The organism is Paraniabella aurantiaca, from assembly GCF_050309965.1.
Taxonomy (GTDB): Bacteria; Bacteroidota; Bacteroidia; order Chitinophagales; family Chitinophagaceae; genus Niabella.
Window position 1 is genome coordinate 1,809,519 of record NZ_JBLOSY010000001.1, and the last position, 21,547, is coordinate 1,831,065.

The 21,547-nt window shown below is 41.4% G+C and carries 18 protein-coding genes; 6 read left to right on the plus strand and 12 right to left on the minus strand.

What is annotated here, in order from left to right; genetic code table 11:
* The 3 genes from ACLOAU_RS07795 to ACLOAU_RS07805 form a co-directional block, all read right to left on the minus strand.
* A complete protein-coding gene (locus ACLOAU_RS07795; RefSeq protein ID WP_427861298.1) occupies positions 1 to 2,820 on the minus strand; it encodes a carboxypeptidase regulatory-like domain-containing protein in 2,820 nt (939 codons plus the stop codon).
* A 3-nt stretch (positions 2,821 to 2,823) separates the two neighbouring features.
* Complete coding sequence (locus ACLOAU_RS07800; protein WP_427861299.1) at positions 2,824 to 3,981, minus strand: 6-bladed beta-propeller; 1,158 nt, start codon at positions 3,979 to 3,981, stop codon at positions 2,824 to 2,826.
* A gap of 308 nt (positions 3,982 to 4,289) precedes the next feature.
* Complete coding sequence (locus tag ACLOAU_RS07805; protein ID WP_427861300.1) at positions 4,290 to 5,225, minus strand: lipid A-modifier LpxR family protein; 936 nt, start codon at positions 5,223 to 5,225, stop codon at positions 4,290 to 4,292.
* Positions 5,226 to 5,391: 166 nt separating this feature from the next.
* On the opposite strand from ACLOAU_RS07805, the gene ACLOAU_RS07810 reads away from it, so the two are divergent.
* Together ACLOAU_RS07810 and ACLOAU_RS07815 are read left to right on the plus strand one after the other, a co-directional pair.
* Complete coding sequence (locus ACLOAU_RS07810) at positions 5,392 to 6,348, plus strand: hypothetical protein (RefSeq protein WP_427861301.1); 957 nt, start codon at positions 5,392 to 5,394, stop codon at positions 6,346 to 6,348.
* A gap of 5 nt (positions 6,349 to 6,353) precedes the next feature.
* Entirely contained in the window at positions 6,354 to 7,685 is a 1,332-nt protein-coding gene (locus ACLOAU_RS07815; RefSeq protein WP_427861302.1) for a hypothetical protein, read from the plus strand.
* Position 7,686: 1 nt separating this feature from the next.
* Here the strand turns inward: ACLOAU_RS07815 and recR are convergent, their stop codons facing one another.
* The gene (gene recR / locus ACLOAU_RS07820) at positions 7,687 to 8,304 is read right to left on the minus strand and encodes a recombination mediator RecR (protein WP_427861303.1); all 618 of its coding nucleotides are present in this window, start codon (positions 8,302 to 8,304) and stop codon (positions 7,687 to 7,689) included.
* A 91-nt stretch (positions 8,305 to 8,395) separates the two neighbouring features.
* Here recR and ACLOAU_RS07825 point away from each other — a divergent pair, with 91 nt between their 5' ends.
* Positions 8,396 to 9,811, plus strand: a complete 1,416-nt coding sequence (locus tag ACLOAU_RS07825) for an Ig-like domain-containing domain (protein WP_427861304.1) — start codon at positions 8,396 to 8,398, stop codon at positions 9,809 to 9,811.
* Positions 9,812 to 9,889: 78 nt separating this feature from the next.
* Here the strand turns inward: ACLOAU_RS07825 and ACLOAU_RS07830 are convergent, their stop codons facing one another.
* A complete protein-coding gene (locus tag ACLOAU_RS07830; protein ID WP_427861305.1) occupies positions 9,890 to 10,540 on the minus strand; it encodes a tetratricopeptide repeat protein in 651 nt (216 codons plus the stop codon).
* Positions 10,541 to 10,690: 150 nt separating this feature from the next.
* Positions 10,691 to 12,280 (minus strand): SdrD B-like domain-containing protein, encoded by a 1,590-nt coding sequence (locus tag ACLOAU_RS07835; RefSeq protein ID WP_427861306.1) that lies wholly within the window; start codon positions 12,278 to 12,280, stop codon positions 10,691 to 10,693.
* Positions 12,281 to 12,476: 196 nt separating this feature from the next.
* On the opposite strand from ACLOAU_RS07835, the gene ACLOAU_RS07840 reads away from it, so the two are divergent.
* Positions 12,477 to 13,493: a COX15/CtaA family protein gene (locus tag ACLOAU_RS07840; RefSeq protein WP_427861307.1), complete on the plus strand. Its 1,017-nt coding sequence runs from the start codon at positions 12,477 to 12,479 to the stop codon at positions 13,491 to 13,493.
* 256 nt (positions 13,494 to 13,749) lie between these two features.
* On the opposite strand, the gene ACLOAU_RS07845 is transcribed toward ACLOAU_RS07840, so the two are convergent.
* Entirely contained in the window at positions 13,750 to 14,274 is a 525-nt protein-coding gene (locus ACLOAU_RS07845; protein ID WP_427861308.1) for an isoamylase early set domain-containing protein, read from the minus strand.
* 245 nt (positions 14,275 to 14,519) lie between these two features.
* Here ACLOAU_RS07845 and ACLOAU_RS07850 point away from each other — a divergent pair, with 245 nt between their 5' ends.
* Positions 14,520 to 15,263 (plus strand): ThuA domain-containing protein, encoded by a 744-nt coding sequence (locus tag ACLOAU_RS07850; RefSeq protein WP_427861309.1) that lies wholly within the window; start codon positions 14,520 to 14,522, stop codon positions 15,261 to 15,263.
* 58 nt (positions 15,264 to 15,321) lie between these two features.
* Here ACLOAU_RS07850 and ACLOAU_RS07855 read toward each other — a convergent pair whose 3' ends face one another.
* From ACLOAU_RS07855 to ACLOAU_RS07875, 5 genes are all read right to left on the minus strand, one after another.
* A complete protein-coding gene (locus ACLOAU_RS07855; RefSeq protein WP_427861310.1) occupies positions 15,322 to 15,636 on the minus strand; it encodes a hypothetical protein in 315 nt (104 codons plus the stop codon).
* 45 nt (positions 15,637 to 15,681) lie between these two features.
* Positions 15,682 to 16,275 carry a YceI family protein gene (locus tag ACLOAU_RS07860; RefSeq protein ID WP_427861311.1) on the minus strand — a complete coding sequence of 198 codons (594 nt, stop codon included), beginning with the start codon at positions 16,273 to 16,275 and terminating at the stop codon, positions 15,682 to 15,684.
* Between the two features lie 59 nt (positions 16,276 to 16,334).
* The gene (locus ACLOAU_RS07865; RefSeq protein ID WP_427861312.1) at positions 16,335 to 17,660 is read right to left on the minus strand and encodes a hypothetical protein; all 1,326 of its coding nucleotides are present in this window, start codon (positions 17,658 to 17,660) and stop codon (positions 16,335 to 16,337) included.
* A 35-nt stretch (positions 17,661 to 17,695) separates the two neighbouring features.
* The gene (locus ACLOAU_RS07870) at positions 17,696 to 18,283 is read right to left on the minus strand and encodes a YceI family protein (RefSeq protein WP_427861313.1); all 588 of its coding nucleotides are present in this window, start codon (positions 18,281 to 18,283) and stop codon (positions 17,696 to 17,698) included.
* 245 nt (positions 18,284 to 18,528) lie between these two features.
* The gene (locus ACLOAU_RS07875) at positions 18,529 to 20,895 is read right to left on the minus strand and encodes a phosphoketolase family protein (protein WP_427861314.1); all 2,367 of its coding nucleotides are present in this window, start codon (positions 20,893 to 20,895) and stop codon (positions 18,529 to 18,531) included.
* Positions 20,896 to 21,151: 256 nt separating this feature from the next.
* On the opposite strand from ACLOAU_RS07875, the gene ACLOAU_RS07880 reads away from it, so the two are divergent.
* The gene (locus tag ACLOAU_RS07880) at positions 21,152 to 21,541 is read left to right on the plus strand and encodes a hypothetical protein (RefSeq protein WP_427861315.1); all 390 of its coding nucleotides are present in this window, start codon (positions 21,152 to 21,154) and stop codon (positions 21,539 to 21,541) included.
* Positions 21,542 to 21,547 lie beyond the last annotated feature (6 nt).

Sequence of the window (21,547 nt, forward strand, 5' to 3'; positions counted from 1 at the left end):
TTACCAAACTTCTTTTACTTCCCTTTTTTTGATCTCTGCCTTTCCAAATTTCCGCGGATAGTAGGCAAAGGTGAGCATAAAGTATTGTTGTAAGCCATTTGTAATGCGGGTAGTAGTACCAAATCGGTCAGCAGTATTACTTACATTTTGAAATTGCTTCAAAATATCCATAGCCGAAAACTTCAGTTCGCCCTGTTGGTTTTTTAAAATACGGCAGCTGGCAAAAGCATTCCACAATAGGATCGGTTTTTCCAGGCCTGTGTTTTTGGTATGATCTAACGTAGAGCTAATCGTGTAGCTTTTGGGAAGGTTTACCGTAAGCCCGATCCTGGATATATCCGAACGGTTTTTAAATGATGTTAACCCCGCTCCCGACTGAAGTGTTCTGTTATGGCCTATTATTTTCCCGACATTAAAAATGATCATAGACCGCAGGGAAAACTGGAGGTTGATGTTGTTGTTAAAACCCGATGTATTGGTTTCTGAAAAGATGTTGTCGATGTAGTTGGGGTTACGGTTGTTGTTATAAGAACCGCTATACATTAACTGAAGATTACTTTTTTTGAAACGACGGGATATATTGAAATTATAACTAATATTATACGATTCGCTTCGAGGCGCATTAATATAATAATAGGTCCGTTTTCCTGATGAGTCGTTAATTAAGCTATCTGATATCGGATTTAATGATTTCACATAATTACCATTAAGGCCCCCGTTGAAAGAATACAATGACTTAGAGTTTTCGGTGTTGAAATTGCTATAAAAGTTGTAAGAGTGATTTACTTTGTTTTTTAGATTAGGGTTACCTATCCGCACATTAAATACGTCCACATCGTCAGTGATGGTATATAACTGGTCCACCTGTGCATAATCAAAGTCTTTATCATAACCGGCACTTATATAGTAGTAAAAACGATCTCTACGGTTGTAATTATAGGATAAGCCACCGCCATACCGGAAAAATGTAAAAGATCGGGATAGGTTACGTATAGCAAACGACGAATTGTTATTATCCTGTTTAAAATCTTCCAGGAGCGTTACATTAACACTAAAGTTGTGGTAGTACGTATCGGCCCATTTAAAGGCCGACTTACTAAATCTTAGTGAAGGAGTATACTCGATTTTTTCGCTGATATTGTTATTGGTAAGCCGGTTATTGGTTACGTAATTTGCGGTAATGCTGTCATAATCAAATACCCGGTCGTTTCTTTTTGATTTGTTGTAATTGAAACGTTGATCCAGGCTCAGGTCTATTCCAAAAAGATTAAACCTGCCAAACAGTAATCTTTTAAGGCCGTTGTACCCCAGGTTACCGCCAATACTGAGGTTGGAGGAATTGTTCCCATATTTTCGGTTATAAGTAGTGTCGTCATTACTGTTTACAAAGGATTGAAAAGCGCTTTTTACGTATCGCTCCGATTCATTATTGTTGTTATTCACATTCAGGTTGGCATTGAACTGAGCAAGCGGGTTATCATTACTGTACTTTGAGTAATTAAGCGACAAAGATTGGCTATTGGATCTGCGATCTTCCCGGCTATCTACATTATTCCTGCTAATCATACTATTGGTAGTGTCCCGTATGTCAGTATTTCTTATAGAATTATTGTTGTTGTCGGAGGTATTGGCGGAAGCATTGATCGTAAAGTTATCAGAATAACTATTTGTTTTAATATAATTGATGCCTACATTATGGTTCGTATTAATGCCATTTGTAGTTGAACGATCTTCTATGAGTTGCGGATTGTCGAGTGTTGTTCTGTTCTGCAGAGATAAATTGGTTAAATACCGGTTGTTACCTGATTTTGTATAGTTGACAGTAATCCGGTCGTTTTGCCGGCTATTGGTGGTTTCAATAAAGTTATGGGTGAATACACCCCCGATGGAATGATACCGGTTAATTCCTTCGGTATTAAAATTACCCACGTTTCTTAGGTTAGGGTTGTAGTTTCGGTAGGTATTATTTTGAAACATCTCCTTGAGATTTTCAATATTCTTATTGATATTGTTATATCCCCCGCCAATACCAAATGAGGTTTTCTTGTTATACATCTGAAAGGATAGGTCGCTTTCAAAACGATCGGTAGTCCCATACCCTATTGCGGCTTTACCGAAATATCCCGTTTGTTTGTTTTCTTTCAGCTTTATATTCATGGTCAGCAGTGAGTCCTTTTGTCGCCGTTCTTCAGGCTTTAAGGTTCTGTCCACCTCCTGGTATACCTGTATTTTATCAATAGCATCTTTGGGCAGGTTTTGGGTAGCTATCCTCGCATCATCTGATCCCATGAAAGGCTTACCATCTACCAGCACGCTGGGTATTTTTTTACCATTAAGAGTGATGCTGCCGTCTGACCAGACTGTAATACCCGGTACTGCCGTTAAAAGATCTTCTACCACAGCATTGGGTCCCATTTTAAAGGCTGCAGGATTGATTTCCAGCGTATCCCCGTTCATGCGAATGGGAACCTGGGCTGTAACCGTAACATTCAGCGAGTCGTCAAAAGCAGGTGTTAACAGAACGATCATATTATGTTCTGCTGAATCCAGCTGAAGGTTTTTATAAAAGCTTTTGAATCCGGCATAAGTAATATTTAAGATAAGATCTGTTTTAACCGGCAGCTTTGTAAGCTGAAAAGATCCATACTCATCTGAAAGCTGGTAATTAGCCAGCGAAGAATCTTTTTTCAAAACAGTTACGGTTGCAGATTCCAGTGCAACACCGGTTAAGGAGTCTTTAACGGTACCTTTAATGACACCTGTTTGTGAAAAGCTTTTCATAGATATAAAAAGCAGGAAAAATAATAAGAACTTTTTCATGAGTTAGTTTTTGATCGTATATTCTACAATGAGGGGAGTGGGATTTTTAGGGTCTTTAAAGCAGTCTTGTAATTCTTTAGGGAACGTTGCCGATTTATCTTTTAATTCATACACTTTCTTTAATTGTTCTGCAGTGACAATGCGATAAAACCTGGAGCCAACCCGCTCTCCACTGAAATCGCCGATAAGGGGTAAATTATAGGTGGTACTATCGGCTTTTATTTTACTGGTGTTATAAGAAGTGTTGGTCTTTTTATCATAGAGGTAAACTCCATAGTTACTAAAAAATCCGATCGTTACTATAGTATAACGGTTAGCTTCATACATGCTATATATCTGGTTCAGCATCCAGCCATTGTTCCGTTCAAAATTATCCCGCTCTGTTGTATTTTTAAAACGCGTTTCAAAGAAAGATTTGGGTAGCCCATTTTCCATAGGTAGTACTACCTGGTACATAGGTGTAACAATATCATTGGACAGGGCATATACTGTATCGGTAAAAGGTCTCGTAATATAAAAAGTGTCAGGTTTGCCGCTCTCGAATGTTATAGCCGCCGACCCCCTGGAGTGAAGATATCGGGGCTCATTTTGTTTATTGTAAGGAAAGTAAGCTTTCACCAGTTTCTCATTCTGGTAGATTTTTACTTCATGATCAAGAGTGTCTTTGTAGTCTTTGCTTACATGTATCTGGTAAGTACAGTAATAATCGCCTGTCAGGTTATACGCATCAAGAATGTCAAAGTTCGATACTTCCGCTTTTTGTATGGTAAGGCTGCTGTCTTTCAGATCTATAACATACTTTTTAAAATATTTTTTATTCTTTTTATTAGCAAAATCAGCCTTAACCTTTATCATGTCTCTTTGGGTAAGAACGTAATTTTTGTTACGCATAAAAAAGGATATCTGTTGTTTGTTTTTGTCATATTTAGGATAACCATCTCCTCCGAGGTTTTTGTATGAAATACGACGAACGAATTTGCCTTGTTTAGAATAAAAGTTAAGAGCCTTGTCTGTGTAATTGCCAAGGATGAAGTAATCTTTTGAAACATACAGGTTGTTATAGGTTCCCAATGAAGCCGATTGGCTCTTTTCCAGGGGATAGAATCGGAGCGAATCTATAAAAACCGATTGGTTGGCTCCTCCTGCAGCTTTAGGGCTCAAATAAATTTTTTTCGGTTGGCAATAAGCTGCAATGCTGGCTAGCAGAGACATAAGCAGCAATACTTTCTTGTTCAAAATATTTTTAGTTTTTGGAGTTTGAAGATAAGCAGTATGATTGTTAACGATTTCTAAAGGTTTGTAATGAATAAGTTATAATTTGTAAAAGCTGTCTTTTGTCTTGAATTCGCATAAGGTCAACAGTAAGTTTTGGTAAGCCATATTTTGATTAGTGTACTAATTGGCTAGTACACCGTAAAAATAGCATTTGTTTTTTATTTTCCAAATATTTTCACGGATTAGCTTATGGTTTACCACATAAGGCCGGCCTGTAAGCTTCCGTATAAATGGGGAGATCGTTGCGTAAGAGATTGCTTGCTTTCATAAACAGCAGCAGCGCCAAAAGAGAATTTATTGGTGGCATAGGTCAGGCCCAGCTTAGATTGGAGGAAAACAGGGTTTAACTTTCCAGGTATCAGGTTGGGTTCATTATTAAATAAACTGCCTTGTACGGTAGCATCATATCCTTTCAGGTAAATCATAGGGAACAAATAGGCAAAAAATTCTCTTTCAGCTTTCGTTTGGCCTTTATGATTATTCCAGAATGCAGAAACACTGTTTTTATTAAACTTTCCGAATACCAGGGCTCCTCCCGCCCCGGCGTTGGTAAAAATACTTCCTGCTGTTGCGGAGAGTAACGGTTTAAAATCCCATTTAGATAACTTTTCCTCCGGGCCCAATTGTGGAGACCATGCCAGTTCTGCATTTACACCAAACGAGTTGGGCAGCTGGCGCTCCCAATAGGTAGGTTTATAGATCTGCATAAGGCGATGTGCCAGCTTTTGCATGTCTTCTCCCATGGAGGACGGTCCAATAATACCAGCGGTTATCCCCCATTTCAGCAATCGCTCTTTGTTATTGTAAAGTGACTGGTGATAACTGCCATACAGGTATCCGGCAATGGGACGGTCCAGTCTGTCAACCCTGATTTCGCCCGAAAACCTGGAAGTATAAATATTCTGACCCGCAGATATACTGTTAATCCGCTCGTTATTTTTCTTAGTGGAAGCTGTTGACCGCCATTGATAAGCCAGTTTAATTCCGTTGGTATAATAACCATCGTTGTTCACCGAAAGATAGCTGTCATTTTCTGTAATAATAGTAAACTGATGCCTGGTTTGGGCAGATGCGGCAAAAAAAAGCAAAAGGAAAAAAGCAGAAAGAAAGTTCGGAAGCTGATACCGCATGCTTAAAGAACCATTATTGTTAAAAATGAGTTTAGCAAAAATAGGGGGCAAAACATTGCCTCTGTATAAGAAACAGCGTTAATTTTTTACTACCGGGTAGCTTTTACGGTTGTGCCGCAGTAAATCGTTTACTTTGTATCTGAATTACACGACCAAATTCTAACACATGAAATATATTTTACTAATGCTTACCTTATTAATGAGCCAATCGTTAATCGCCCAGCATTTAGAGCGCTTTTACGATATGAATTGGAAAGCATGTGACCCAGTACAGTCACGTTACTATAGTTCTATGATTAAAACAGATTCTGGCTGGAACAGGACCGACTATTATGTACAGGAAAAAAAACTATATCGAAAAGGATTGTATGCTGATACCAGCAGTAAATCGGAAAACGGACATTTTACCTATTACTATCCGGACGGGAGGCTTCAAAGAACCGGTCAGTTTAATCATCATAAAAAAGAAGGGCTTTGGATGGGCTATCATAAAAATGGTCGCCTGGCAGATTCTGCTATTTATAAAAATGATTTGATTTATGGTACAAACCTCGGCTGGAACGATGCCGGCGTTTTAATTGATTCTACGGTATTAGATAAGAACGGGGCGGGCACGGGCGTATTCTGGTACGCGGATAGAAAGTTGTCGGCTACGGGGGCCTATAGTGAAGGAAAAAAAGAAAACGGAACTTGGGTCTACTATCATTCCAATGGTAACAAAAGTTCTGTTGAGGAGTACGAAAACGGGAAATTTATTAACAGGACGTATTATGACGAAAACGGATTAGCGCTTACCGATACGACGAACACACAGCAGAGTGCTTCTTTTCCCGGCGGTGCAGGAGCATGGCGAGAATACCTGGAGAAAAACTTAAAGTTGCCCGAAGGTTACAAAATTGAGAACTCGGACAGGGCTACGGTAGTAATAGATTTTATTGTGGATACCGAAGGTAATATACAGGATGCGTACACCAGTGTACCTTTTCATCCCGCCTTTGATCAGATTGCATTAAGCATTGTCAGAAACAGCAGAAAATGGAATCCGGCAACGGATAAACATAATCGAAAGGTAAAAGCATACCGCAGGCAACCTGTAACATTTGCTCAAATTAATAAACGCTGATTTGTATGAAAACATCTAAACTTGTTTTACTACTATTAGTTTGTTTTTTTTCTTCAATAGCCAAAGCCCAGGAAAAGTTGTTTGAGGATTTGAGCTACAAGCAGGCACTTAAAAAATCATCAGCATTCAAAAAGCCTGTTCTTTTGTTTTACGAGATGGAGGATAATGAGAAATGGAATGAGACCATCCCTAAAGCACTTTCAAAACCTGATATAGCCCGGTTGATCAACGATCGCTTTATCAGCATCAAGGTTTCGCTGGAGAGTAAGGATCGCATCATTCTTCAGGATATGGTAAGCCAAAAAGTTCCTTTTAGTCTTTATTTTTTAGATGAAGAAGGTAGCCTGCTTCCCTTTTTGAAATCGCCGATGCCGGTTACAATGGATTCTGTAATAAAGTATGGACTTAAAACCTATCAGAACCGGGCATTGGTGCAACAAATTGAAAAGACTTATTTTGATAAGGGTAATAAAAATATTGAGGACCTGAAAAAATTGATACAGGCAAAAACCGATCTCGGCCTGGATACCAAATTATTACTTACGGAGTTCATTAACCTTCTTCCCCCGGACTCTTTTAATACCGGGTCTGTCCGTTTCCTGATGAGACAAAGCCCTGCATTTGGCAGCAATGCGTACCAGAAGGCGGTAAATAACCCGAACTTTTCAGAAGCATGGTGGCCTATGAGCTTGCAGGAACGGGTTGATATCAACCAGCGGATCATCAAAAAGTCTACTAATATTGCTATTACTAACCGGGACGTGAATTATATGAAGAGGATTGTTCAATTCGCAAGATTTACCTGCAACACTGAAAAAGATAAACTATACGCAGAGCGAACTGTTTTAATGAACTACTATCTTCATACAGGAGATACGGTCCGCTATATGGAAATAGCTGCCGTATTTAATGATGATTATGCCGCCGTTGCATCTAAGCAGGCTGGTATTAAGACTACCACTGATAGTACCGGTGCAATCGACCCGGAGATACCTGAAAGACTTCGGCAATTGAATATTCCCAGGGCGGTGGGAGTACCTGTAAGAAGCCCTCAGGCAATCTATCTGAACAGCGCAGCAAACTATTTTTACAGGATAGACCGAGAAAAGCAGTATCTGCAAAGAGCTGTTAACTGGGCGGCCCAAAGTGTAGCTTTATACCCCGATTACATGAACCGCCATACCTATGCATTATTACTTTATAGGTTGGGAAACAAGGAGCAGGCAATTGAAATGGAGAGCCTGGCCATAAAAAACGCTAACGAAAAACAGCTGAGTATTGCTTCCAAATGGGAACCCATACTACAAAAAATGAAGGACGGAGCGGCAATTAATTAAGTTACCGGTTCATATATTTTTCAACCGGCAGCCGGTTTTGCAGGCTGCGGCCTAATGTAAGCTCATCTGCATACTCCAGTTCTCCCCCAAAAGCAATACCCCTGGCAATGGTGGTAATACGCACATTTTTACCGCTCAGCTTTTTCTGCACATAATAAATAGTAGTGTCTCCCTGGATATTGGGACTCAGGGCAAATATCAGTTCCTCGGTCTGCTCCTGATCAATTCGTTCTACCAGGGCATCAATATTCAGCTGATCGGGCCCCACTCCGTCAAGGGGCGAGATAACGCCTCCCAACACATGGTAAGTGCCATTAAACTGCTGGGTGCTTTCTATGGCAATCACATCGCGTATATTTTCAACCACGCAAATAACCTGCTGCTGCCGGTAGTTATTGCTGCAAATGGTGCACAGCTCTCCGTCGGCTACATTATAGCATCTTTTGCAAAAGCGGATCTCACTTCTCATGCGTGCTATGGTTTCACTAAACCGGATCACCTGGCCTTCCTCCTGCTTTAATAAATGTAATACCAGGCGGAGGGCCGTTTTTTTACCAATACCGGGAAGGTGTGAAAATTCATTAACAGCGGATTCTAACAGTGCAGACGAAAATTGCATCCTGCAAAGATAAATTGAGCTTGCTAATGGAAAATTAAAAATTGAAAATTGGGAATTAGTTTGTCTAAAAACGTTTTATGTTTGCTTTTATATGCGCGCTACAAATTTATTGGCTATTGTTTTAGTAGTGGTTTCGGCCTTTGCTTTTTTAGTAACAGAAACGGGATGTGCCAGCGTGGTGCCCCCATCGGGCGGGCCCAGAGATTCTTTACCCCCGGTAATTGTAGGGGTAAGCCCTGAAAATAAAACGCTCAACTTCGATCAGAAAGAGATCAAGATCGCATTTGATGAATATGTAGAGTTGAATGATATTTATAAAAACCTGATCGTTTCCCCCTTACCTAAAATAATGCCGGAGGTTACCCGCAAATTGAGAACCGTAACCGTTAAAATCAAAGATACCCTACAGCCCAATACAACTTATGTCTACAACTTTGCGAATGCGGTTAAGGACCTGAACGAAGGAAATAAAGGAAAAGACCTGTTATATGTGGTGTCAACCGGATCTTATATCGATTCGATGGAGCTAAGCGGCAGGGTTAAAATGGCTAAAACGGGAAAGGCCGACTCCACATTATCGGTGATGCTGTACAGCAACCTGGATGATAGCGCTGTGGTAAAAGAGCGCCCGAGATATGTAACAACGGTAGATACCAGTGGTATTTTCTTTTTCCGCTACCTGGCTCCCGGCAAATACCGGTTATTTGCTATGAAAGATGAAGGCGGCTCCTATTTATATAATGGTGAACAGGTCTTTGCATTTGCCGATTCCATAGTAACCATTGCGCCCGAACCTCCCACCCCGGTTATCATGTGGGCTTACCAGGCAGAAAAACCTAAGGAACAGACAGAGCCCGAAGAAAAGGAAATAGACAGGAAAGAAAAACGGTTAAAATATAAAAACAGCTTGGATGCCGGCAAGCAGGACCTGCTTTCTGCGTTTACTATGACCTTTGAAAATCCGCTGAAGACTTTCGATACCAGTAAAGTTTTGCTGAGTATGGATAGTACTCTAACACGGGCGAAAGGATATAAGCTGGCCCTGGACAGCACCGCACATATTGTTACTATGAATATGGCATGGACGCCGGACACTACCTATTACCTGGTTTTAGAGAAAGATTTTGCGTCAGACAGCATTGACCGGCAGATCGTAAGAAAGGATACGGTAAAGTTCAGAACCAAGTCGCTGGACGATTACGGTCAGGTAAAGATCAACTTTGTAGATATTGACCTGGCCCGTAACCCGGTTTTGTTGATCAACCAGGGTGATGCAACGATCAACTCCTTTGCAATACCGGCGAACCGGATTATTGAATTGAAGCTGTATAACCCCGGTGATTATGATATGAAAATATTGTACGACACGAACAAAAATCTGAAATGGGATGCAGGTCAGTTCTTTGGAGAACGACGGCAGCCGGAATTAATTGTGGATATAGACCGGAAACTAAATGTAAAACCTAATCAGTGGGAGACCGATTTTGAGATAAAAATGGGAAGATAAATGCTATATAATATTTTGATTACAAAAAAGAGATTGTCGCCCGACAATCTCTTTTTTGTAATAACGGTTACAGGTTTATTAGCCCGGCATGCGGGTAATATACTTGCCAATTTCTTTTAACTGATCTACTATTTGAGGAGTAGTAGGATTGCAGGCTTTTGCTTTCCTGTAAAAATCTTTTGCTGCACGAAACTCACGCTTGTTCATCATAATACTACACATTTGCAGGTAAGCTGCTGCTTCGTTTTCCTTATCAGGTAAGCCTTTCCGGATGGCCTGGCGAATATAGCTTTCACCCTGCTTGATATTACCTTTCTGCATAGCCAGCATACCCATTTGTAACATGCTTGCACCTTCGGCCTCCTTCATGGGCATACCTAAGTCCAATCCTTTTTTCATCATCGTTTCCGCATTATCAAAATCCTGTTTGCTCATAGCAATATTACCCTTTAAGGTGTAGTAAACAGATCGGATGGGCTTATATAAAAGGTTGGGGAATTTGATAGAGTTCAACACTTTCTCGGCGCCATCCATATCTCCATTCTCCATATATTCCTGAATCAGCCTGAGCGGACCAAAAAAGAAATGACTGAAAATCAGGATGGCTGCAATCAGGTACAGGGGAAATGCAGGCCAGAAACCCGCTGCATAATTGGTAAATATGCCGGCCAGTAAAACAATAATAGAGATGGGCAGCCTGTATCTGATTAAAAAAGTATATGCTTTCATTTTTTGTTTTTATTTATTTCATTCGCCCGTCGCCCGGGCGCTTAAATTCAGGGCGCAAAGATAAAGGGTTATGGCTTAAGTCGGGGCGGTATAAGAAATGGGAACCTGTTTTGTGCACACTCCCGTTTGTTTGAAATTTTTAAGAATAGGTTACCTGGTTTCTGCTTTCGTTACTTTACTGTATTTGAATACACCATCTTTATCTACCTGTTTGATGCGTATATAAACAGAGGTTTCAGTATCAATATCTTCTGTAGTATTTTTGGAGCAGGATGTAGAGCTAAGGAAGAATAGCACCATTAATGCCGGTATCCATCTTTTTGTATTTAAACCCATCACTAATAAACCTAATGCAACAGTAAAAAATAAGATTCCCAGCGTATTGTAAACAGTTCCATTAGCTACAGTAAAACTGTAGTAGATTGGTTCGTCTGCATTTCCGTTAACAGCTTTAGTTTTTACAGACCCTACAGGTATGAAACTATTACCATCTCTGGATACTTCAATATTGAAATGGTCATTGTTGTCTTCGGACAGGGTAGACCAGTTTACCCAAAGCTGGCTGTTTGCAATTTTTGCCGATACTGCACCGAAAGTTACAGGTGTTGCAATGGGGGTTAATGTGAAGTAGGTATTGGTAACCGGGGTACTTCCTATGGTAAATGTAATATCTGTATCGGTATTACCATCAGAAGCATTAAAGATGTTTTGACCCGCAGGCTTAGTAAGTCTTATGGTATAAGTGCCCGGGGCCAGATCGCCAAACGTGTAATATCCTGCCGGGTTGGTAACCGTACTGCCTACTTCTGATCCATCTTTAAATAATTTTACAGTTGCTCTGTCATATCCGGCGGTGGCAGTTGCATTCGCATATACATAGCCGCTTACATATTGATATACCTGTATTACAGAAGTATTAAAAGCGCCAATAAATGCCTGGTCGCTTACGCCGGATAGCCTGTGGTGAAATTGGCGGATCTGGGTCATATTGGTAGCAGATATGCCGAAGTCCGCCAGTGAAAAAGCCGCCATAGCGATGGTACGTGTTCCATCTGTTCCGGAACTACGGTTTAAAGTTCCATTAATCGCTACGGTCCAGAATTTAAAGCTGGCAGTACCCACCCTTGGAAAGGATGAACCAAAATCCACTGTTTTTCTGAGGCTGCCGGGTATTAAGGTTCCACTTTCATCGGTAAAATAAAATTCATCGTGCACAGTGCCTGAATAGCTGCCAATTTGTGTAATGATGATAGCAGGGCCAGACAACAAAGCGGCAGGATTAACACTAGCCACCGTGTATTTGCTCACACTTCCGCTGGGAAGATTATAAATACCTGTGCCTAAATCCAGCCCTTTTACTCCGTCGGTAAGATAGTAGGTAAGGCTATTGTTGGCGGTATTCATGTTGTAACTGGTACCTACCCCAATAAAAGTGCCCGTGTTGCTGGTTAACGGAGGCAGAGATGCTACAGGCAATGCCTGGAAAGACGCAGTTTGTAGTCCAGCAATAGCAGGTAACACCCCATCGTTAACTCCGGTAGAATAAGTTGTTCCATTCCAGGTAAAGGCCAGCAGATTGTGGCTGTTATTAGGAATACCTGGGCTGTTGGACGCAGTTCCATGCCAATAACCCTGGCCGTTGTAATTAAAGTCGGTGTAAATGCCTGTAATGGCTTGTGAAAAAAGATGCTGAGAGATCAGTAAAACAAGAAAAGCAAGAAACGATATTTTTTTGTTCATGTTTCGAATTCAGAAATTATTGCAACAGGTAGTATATGTAATGTGCGTCACCATAGATCAGCTACGCAAAAGTTTGCAAAGGTATGATATTTTTGTTAGGTGTAGGGCTGCCTATCAAGGTTGTAATTATGCGCGATCGGCGTCAAAAAATATCTGTAAGCATAACCAATTTTGCCTCGTAATTTTGCGGCCAATTATGGATTTGAAAAAGCACAGACCCGTTGCTATATGGCTGTTTATAGGTGCGGGCATGATTATTATCCAGGTATTACTGGGCGGAATTACACGACTTACCGGCAGCGGTCTTTCGATAACGGAGTGGAAGCCTATATTAGGTGCATTGCCACCTATGAATGACCATGACTGGAATATTGCTTTTGAAAAATATAAACAGATTTCGCAATATAAGTACATCCACAATTACTTTTCGCTCCACGATTTTAAATTTATTTATTTCTGGGAATGGCTGCACCGTAACTGGGCCCGGTTCATGGGCGTGGTTTTTATTATTCCCTTCGCCTATTTTATATATAAAAAGAAAATAGATCGCAGCATGCTGTGGCCCATGGTTATTTTATTTGTACTGGGCGCTTTGCAGGGAGCCATTGGCTGGATCATGGTAGCCAGTGGGGTAGGCACAGACCTGGTTTATGTAAGCCATATCAGGCTAGCAGCTCATTTCATAGCAGCCCTTGTTTTGCTGGTGTATGTAATTTGGTTCGCGATGAAATTATCGGTACCTGATTTTAAAAAAGCGCATATCCCTTCCATACGCAATTTTACCTGGTTGCTGTTTGTACTGTTAACCGTACAATTAATTTACGGCGCCTTTATGGCGGGTACGCATGCGGCCAAATCATCCATCACCTGGCCCAGTATTAACGGACAATTTATTCCTGATATGAGCGATGGAGGTTTGTTGCACAACCTGTTGGCGATACAGTTTGTACATCGCGGTGTAGCTTATATCCTTACATTGTTGGTAATTGTATACACCATACTGCTCTACAGGCAGTCCAGAGGAACTGTTGTGTATAAATTACGTAATATGCCTTTGTTTATTACCCTGGTTCAGGTAGCCTTAGGCATACTAACATTGATCAATTATCTTACTCCTGATAAATTAGCATTAGCCATCTCTCACCAATTGGTAGGCATACTTTTACTGATAGGCTTCCAGGTGGTTTACTTTTACAGCGCTAAAAAGAGATAGAGAAGAATGAAGTAAAAAGTAAAACGATACAAGGCCGTATTACTTTTTACTTTATTAGAATTTTATTTTCCTCCGATCAGTTTCTCCTGTAAAGCAGCCAGCTCATCCCATCTTGCAGCTGCAGCCTCAAGAATAGTGCTCCATATCTTACCAGTTGCTTTTGCTAAAGCGGCTAGGTATCAATACCGTCTGCTTCTAACAATTAGCAATTTACTGCCGGTTCCTTCCATCTTACCAGGGTAGTCTTTTAACGCTACTAAGACTTTTTCTTTTTTGTTGCAGGCGCAGCTGTTTTAGCTTCTTTTGGTGATTTTACCGCTTCTGCCTTAGGTGCAGCTTCAGCTTTCACTTTTTTAGCAACGGTGGCTACTTTTTCTTTTTTTGTTGCAGACGCAGCTGTTTTGGCTTCTTTTTTGGGTTTAGCCGGTTCTTTTTCTTCTTTAGAAGTTACCGCTGCTTTTACTTTTTTAGCAATGGTAGCCACTTTCTCAACTATTGTTTCTGTTGGAACGATAATCAAAGAATTCTCTACTCCAAATGCTGCATCATGTACATATTGTTGTGCAGCCCAGTCGTTTACCCATGTACCGTCGCTTAATAAAAAGCGGTACTGATAGCTTTTACCCGCCTCCAGTTCAACAGTGGCTGCTAAAGTGCCATCGGCTTGTACACTAAGGCTAATGCCTTTATCAAAGTTCCAATCATTAAAGTCTCCAAGTAAAACGGCTCCGGTTGCATTACCCAGTGCCTCTGCGGGAAGTGTAAAAGTGATCTTTTTCATCCGTATGTTTTTAATTTTTACATTTTTTAAAGGATGTAACGCCTTTTTTTAATTCTCATGCGCCAAATATTTTGGTGGGGCGTTTCATCTTATATTTAATAATATAGGTGCGTTTTGCGCTGCAAATATAGCTAAAGTCTTACTAGTATTCGGTTTCATAAGATTTATGGTTTAAAAAATGTGGATAGTAATAATAATTTACATTACTTTAGTCGATATATATATCTATTTAAACAATATGTATCATGTCAAAAAAACTTGCCTTTTTCACCCTTTTAATTCTTGCCTTTGTTGCCATTTCTTTTAACAGGGTTGCTAAACCCAGGGTATTGGTAATGACTAAAACTGCAGGCTTTTATCATGCTTCTATTCCAAAGGGTGTTGAAGCTATTCAAAAGCTGGGTGCCGAAAATGGGTTTGACGTAGACGTAACAAAAGATTCCAGCATGTTCACAGACAAAAATCTGAAAAAATATGCTGCAATCATTTTTCTAAGTACCACCGGTACCTTGTTTAATGAAGATCAGAAAGCGGCAGTACAAAAATATATACGTGGCGGTGGAGGTTTTGTTGGTATTCATGCTGCTGCGGATACAGAATATGGCTGGCCCTGGTATAATAAGCTGGTGGGCGCCTGGTTTGCCAGTCACCCCAAACAACAGATTGCAAAACTGATAGTAAAAGATAAAGATCATCTTTCTACCCAACATTTACCCGGTATATGGGAACGTAAAGATGAGTGGTATAATTTTAAAGATATCAACCCGGATGTAAAAACGCTTATCACTATTGACGAAAAAAGTTATGAAGGTGGAAAGAACGGTGATTTTCATCCTATGGCCTGGTACCACAACTTTGAAGGCGGCCGTGCTTTTTATACCGGTTTGGGACATACCGACGAATCTTACACCGAGCCATTGTTTTTGAAGCATGTACTGGGTGGTATACAATACGCAATGGGTATAAAGGCAAAGGCCACAAAAAAATAGTATGCCCGCAAAAAAAAAGACGGCTCTTGTAAACCGCCTTTTGTTGGAGCAGGAACGATCAATGGTTTTGCATTTTTCCAATAATCGTATTTAAGCTTGCTTTTAGTTTGAGAATGGCCCCTGTTACTGCGTTGTCGTAAGTATCACCGTGGTTTGTAACTGCAACCGGGTGTTTGCTTTTAAGTTTGGCTTCGATAGTGCACTTCTTATCCTCCTTTGTCTTTCTTTGTGCGTTTTCATCAGCAAGATGCAGCTCTACTCTGGTCAGCAGATCCGCAAAGCGGTCCAGCTCTCTCGAAATCACACCGCTTAGTTTCGATGCATATGCTTCATGGATACTCAGGCTTCTGTCTGCGTGTAATTGAATAATCATAATAGTGATTTTTAATCGTTAGATAATAATGGATCAGCGTTATTGTTATTTTATTTTCCTGTACTGTAGTTTAAGCAACATGTCAATGGCTACTTCATCACTTACCTGCACCACTCCCAGTGCTTTTTTCGGTGCAGCAAGGGCATATCTTTTAAGAGATATTTTATGACTGCCTTTGCACTGAAATGCTGTGGCATCCTGCTTGGTAAGATTCAGGCTGATCGTTTCCTGGCGTGTACACCCCGCTACGGTTAAGTTGACCAAAACACACACCATTCCTGTTTGTCCTTTCGGTTTCCATACACTTACAGGTTCAATCACCAGGTCAGGGTAGGTGTCAGCCCGAAGCATTTTTCTAAAGTCTTTGGTAATGTAATTGTTGGAGCTTTTAAAGTCATCAACTTTTAAGTTGACGCCCGATCCCGATTTCATGTTCAATTTACTATCTTCTCTTTCTACCTGTACCTTATTAGTCTTTCCCAGGTCTCCGGTATAAACCAATTCAAATTTATTGATGTTGGAAGAGCCTTTCAAGATGAAAGAGCTGCCGTCGGCTAAAGTGGTTTGATAGGTTTGAGCAGGCAGGGTAGGCATCAGCCAATAAAAAAAGCCCAGCCATATAAATTTTAACAGTAACATGATTTTGTTTTTTTGTGAAGAGAGCGGAGCTACACCAGGTAGCCCACCCTCCTGCTTTGTTAGAAACCAACTACCGCCTGCATTACAAAACCTTTGAATCTTCCGTCTGCCATTCTGTTTGCAGCAGGAAAGTCGTTGTATTTTTGATCTACATATTCACCTTTCATTAAGATGTTATTGGTAAGGAACCATCCTCCTCCAACTGCAATCCTGTCAACGCTTTGTTTATCTTTATTGCTGGCTAATAACTGTCCGCGCAGGGTATTATAGCGAGCACCGATGAATACTTTTTCTTTAGCCCCAATCCTGTAAACGATGTCTGCAGCAAGCTGGTTTACGCTGCGTTTGTCGAAGTTGGCCACTTTCTCATTAATGTTGCGGCCCCTGGCATTTTCATAAGTACCAAACAATTCAAGGCCTTTGGCTTTTATAAAACCATTTAATTGAAAGGCCAGGATCTGGTTGGTAAGGGCCGGGTCGAAACGGCCGGAAGTAAAGTTGTCTTTAGATGTGGCGGTAGCACCTTCCATTACAAAGAAATAATTGCTACCGGTGCGGTCTCCGGCATACAATGTACTACGGCCGGCGCTATTGTTATAGTACACAGATGCAGCTCCTCTCACTCTTATGTCCCCTAATTGCTTGTCTATAGCGCCTTTGGCATAAAAAGAGGGATTACGGTGGTAACCTATAGTATCGGTGCCTACGGCTAATACGGGAGACTGCTGTGTGCCATTGATAAGGCCATTAGATACACCAACCATTCCCATTACGCCATCTTTTTGAAGATAAAACTCTCCGCCAATTTCCGTAGCAAAGGCATCCATGATATAATTTTCCATAAATGGATTGTGAATGGTATTGCCACCATCGGAGCGACGGAAGTGCTGATCGCCATAGTTAATTTCCATATGCCCTACTTTGATGGTCGCATACTGCATCAGCTTGTCCCAGCCTGCGCCTTTAAAGGGAAGCTTGTCAAATTGAATGTAACCGCCTTTCACCCATGTTTCGTTATGGTGCCTTGCAGCCAGGTAGCTGGTAAGGTTTAATTTAATACCATCATACAATTGCACGTCCATTGTAAGATTGGCCTGCGCTATTCCAAAGCCGGGTGCTAGTCTCGGGTAAAGTGCAACGGCTCCGGAGTTGCTGTGCGTAAGGCTTTGGAATTGTTGGGAAAAACCTGCTCCAAACCTTACTTTCAGGCCATCGTAAGGAATAATTTCTTCCTTGCCTGTTTCAAACATATTTAAACCTGTTTTGTCTCCCGGCCTGGTAAATTGTACGTCCGGGTGCAGTTTGGATATGATAGATTTATCGTCTTGTGCATGTACCAGGGTAAAGCATCCGATCAGGGCTATCGCTAATGATAAGCGTTTCATAAACATTTTTTTTAAAATGAAAAATTTGGTTGAGGTTATTTAGCAAAGGTTGAGTTCAATACTACGGCTACGTCATCTCCCGTCTTAATAGTACCCATCAACGCCTTGGGAGGGGTAATTCCGAAAGCAGTCAATTTGAATTTGACGGTGGCGGTAAATGTTATATTATCGCCGTTCACTACAGCTTTCACAGGGAAGGTTACCCTATTTGTTTTGCCGGCGATGGTTAAGTTTCCGGTAGCAGAAAAGGTAGAAGTAGCACCGGTCGTTTTCATATTGGAAGTACCGGTTAATGTATACACGATCTCGGGATGTTTATCGGCTTCCAGTGCTTTGTAGGCATTCTTGTCCATAGCATCGTCGTAGTATTTGCCATTCTCTTTTATACTTTTCAAAGACTTAGCTGCTATACGGGCTGTTAATGATTTTACTTCAAGAACATCACCGGTTTTAATTGCAGCGGTACCGGATTGTTTTTCTGCTACACATCTCCAGTCATGCAGTGTTGAGGTGCCGGTTACCATGTTTCTGGACTTGCTTTCCACCAGCTTATAACTGTCCTGGGCGAAGACATTTATACCTAAACCTAATAGGAACAGTGCTGCTAATTGTATCTTTTTCATTTGCGTTTGTTTTTCTGTTTTGTGTTAACAAAGCTGTAACAAATGAAAAAAGAATAGGCTGACCCTGGTGTTGATCCGGGTTGATTCATGTCATTGCAATACCTGACAAAGGTTAGCTTTTACCAATAGTGGTTATATACCTTTACCCCGAATCCCAGCCTGGTAAGGGCACGGCTGAGGAATTAAAAAATCCCGCTGATTTCTTCGGCGGGATTTTGCTTATATAGATGTCGGTTATTTTTTACTCAGGAAAGTTCCCATTTCCAGTTGCGTACTTCATCCATATCTATACCATGTTTTCTGATGTGGTTTTTATGTTCGATATGTTTGTTTTTCATATCTTCTTTTATGTAGGCGGCTCTTTCTCCCAGCTGCGGCAATCTGTTCAATACATCCTGCACCAGGCTGAAACGGTCCATTTGATTAAGCACTGTCATATCAAAGGGAGTGGTGATAGTACCTTCTTCTTTATATCCTCTTACATGTATATTATGATGATTGGTGCGCCTGTAAGTAAGCCGGTGTATCAGCCATGGGTAACCATGAAAGGCAAAGATGACCGGTTTGTTTTTAGTAAAGAGTACATCGAAATCACTTTCACTTAAACCATGCGGGTGTTCGGATGCGGGCTGCAGGCGCATCAGGTCTACTACGTTTACTACGCGTATTTTTAGCTCCGGTAATTTACTCCTCAGGATAGATACCGCGGCAAGGGTTTCTAATGTTGGTACATCACCGGCACAGGCCATCACTACATCGGGTTCAACGCCTTCGTCATTACTGGCCCATGGCCAGATACCAATGCCTTTGGTACAATGTGTAACGGCTTCATCCATATTTAACCATTGCGGCGATGCATGTTTTCCGGCAATGACAACATTTACATAATGCCGGCTTTTCAAACAGTGATCCATTGTTGATAAAAGGCAGTTCGCATCCGGGGGCAAATATACTCTTACCACAGAAGCTTTTTTATTAACCACATGATCGATGAAGCCCGGATCCTGGTGCGTAAAACCGTTGTGATCCTGCCTCCATACATGTGATGCTAAAAGTATATTAAGCGACGGCAGTTTTTTTCTCCAGCTGATTTCAGAGGTCATCTTTAACCACTTGGCATGCTGGTTAAACATACTGTCGATGATATGTATAAATGCTTCGTAACAATTAAATAGGCCATGCCTTCCTGTAAGCACATAACCTTCCAGCCAGCCTTCACATTGGTGCTCACTCAAAACTTCTAATACCCGGCCTGCTTTCCCAAGAAATTCATCATCTTCAAAAGTATCTGCTACCCATTGTCGCTCTGTTATCTCAAATACCTTATTCAACCGGTTGGATAAGGTTTCATCGGGGCCGAACACCCTGAAGTTATACATGTTGAGCTTAATGATATCTCGTATAAAGCTTCCCAGCACTTTTGTATCTCCGGGACCGGGCGTACTGCGGGCATTGATGGCCAGGCCGTAGGTTCTGAAGTCGGGCATATGCAGGTCCCGCATTAATGCACCGCCATTGGTATGTGGATTGGCTCCCATTCGCCTGTCGCCTTTGGGAGCAAGCTCCTGCCATTTGGCAAGCAGTTTACCTTCTTCATCAAACAGCTCTTCAGGTTTATAGCTCTGCAGCCATTTTTCCAGTTGTGCCAGATGTTCAGGATTGTGAGCGGGATCTGAAAGCGGTACCTGGTGCGCTCTGAAGCTGCCTTCCACTTTTAATCCGTCAACTTCTTTAGGTCCTGTCCATCCTTTAGGAGACTTCAAAATGATCATTGGCCAGGTGGGACGATCGAACTGTTCATTATTAACGGCAGTTTCTTTGATCGTTTTAATTTCAGCGATTACTTCATCCAGCACAGCTGCCATGCGCTGGTGCATGTAAGCCGGATCTTCGCCATCAACCCAAAATGGTTTCCAGCCGTAACCTTTCATCAGGTTATCCATTTCTTCCTTTTTTATCCTGGCAAAAATGGTGGGGTTGGCAATCTTATACCCATTTAAATGCAGAATGGGTATAACTACACCATCTTTTACAGGATGCAGGAATTTATTGGAGTGCCATGCTGTAGCAAGAGGCCCTGTTTCGGCCTCCCCATCTCCTATTACACAAGCCACCATTAAATCCGGATTGTCGAATGCAGCCCCAAAAGCGTGGCTTAGCGAATAACCCAGTTCACCACCCTCATGCATGGAACCCGGGCATTCAGGTGAAACATGACTGGGAATACCGCCGGGGAACGAGAATTGTTTGAACAGTCTTTTCAGTCCTTCCGCGTCCCGCGTGATTTCGGGGTATATCTCGCTGTAGGTGCCTTCAAGATAGGTATTGCCAACCAATGCGGGCCCGCCGTGCCCCGGACCGGATATATAGATCATATCCAGGTTGTACTGATTGATGATACGGTTCAGATGGGCATAAATAAAGTTTTGTCCGGGTGTAGTGCCCCAATGCCCCAGCAACACCTGTTTTATGTGGTCGAGTTGTAGTGGCTCGCGTAGCAGGGGATTATCTCTCAGGTAGATCTGGCCAGCCGAAAGGTAATTGGCAGCGCGCCAGTAGGCATCAATTTTTTCCAGCTCTTGGGGACTTACTTTTTGAGTGTCGGAAGGCATAAGATGAATGTTTTAAGGTGAGGAAATCTTCGTGTTGATCTAATTATCAGTGTGTTGTTTTTATGACGGGGTTATTGATTATCCCGTTCGAAAGACAGCGATGAAAGGCCGGGTTTAGTGCGTATGCAAACTATTAATAAATCCTGAAATATCGGAAGTGGTTTTGTTATATTTAAAATTTAACCTTTTTTTGCTGTATGATTAAAGATCTGTCTTTGCATCTTTAACTAATTTTGAACAGCAATTTTATTGAGCAATGAGGTGGGCTATTTTTTGTATTTGTTTATGTACACTCCTGTTAAATACAGGGTTACCTGCTTTTGCAAAGAGCCGTAATGTTTGTGATAACACGAGGACAAACGCCTCAAAAGCCTATCTTTTAGTACAACAGAATCAAAGACAACAGCGCCATATCGGCAACGCAGTTGACCAGCAACTGACGGAGCGGCTTATATGTACCAACGACGAGGAAGATGATCTTCCGGTTTCAGCGCCCGTAAGAAAACAGCTGCAAAGCATCCTAGCTTATTTTCTTTCTGCCTATTTAGCCCAAATAGATGATGAGCTGGCTAATGGCTGGTATTTGGCAGAAGCGCAATACCCACCCGCTTTAAATCGTAATCAACTCTGCGTTTTTAGGATCTGATACCAT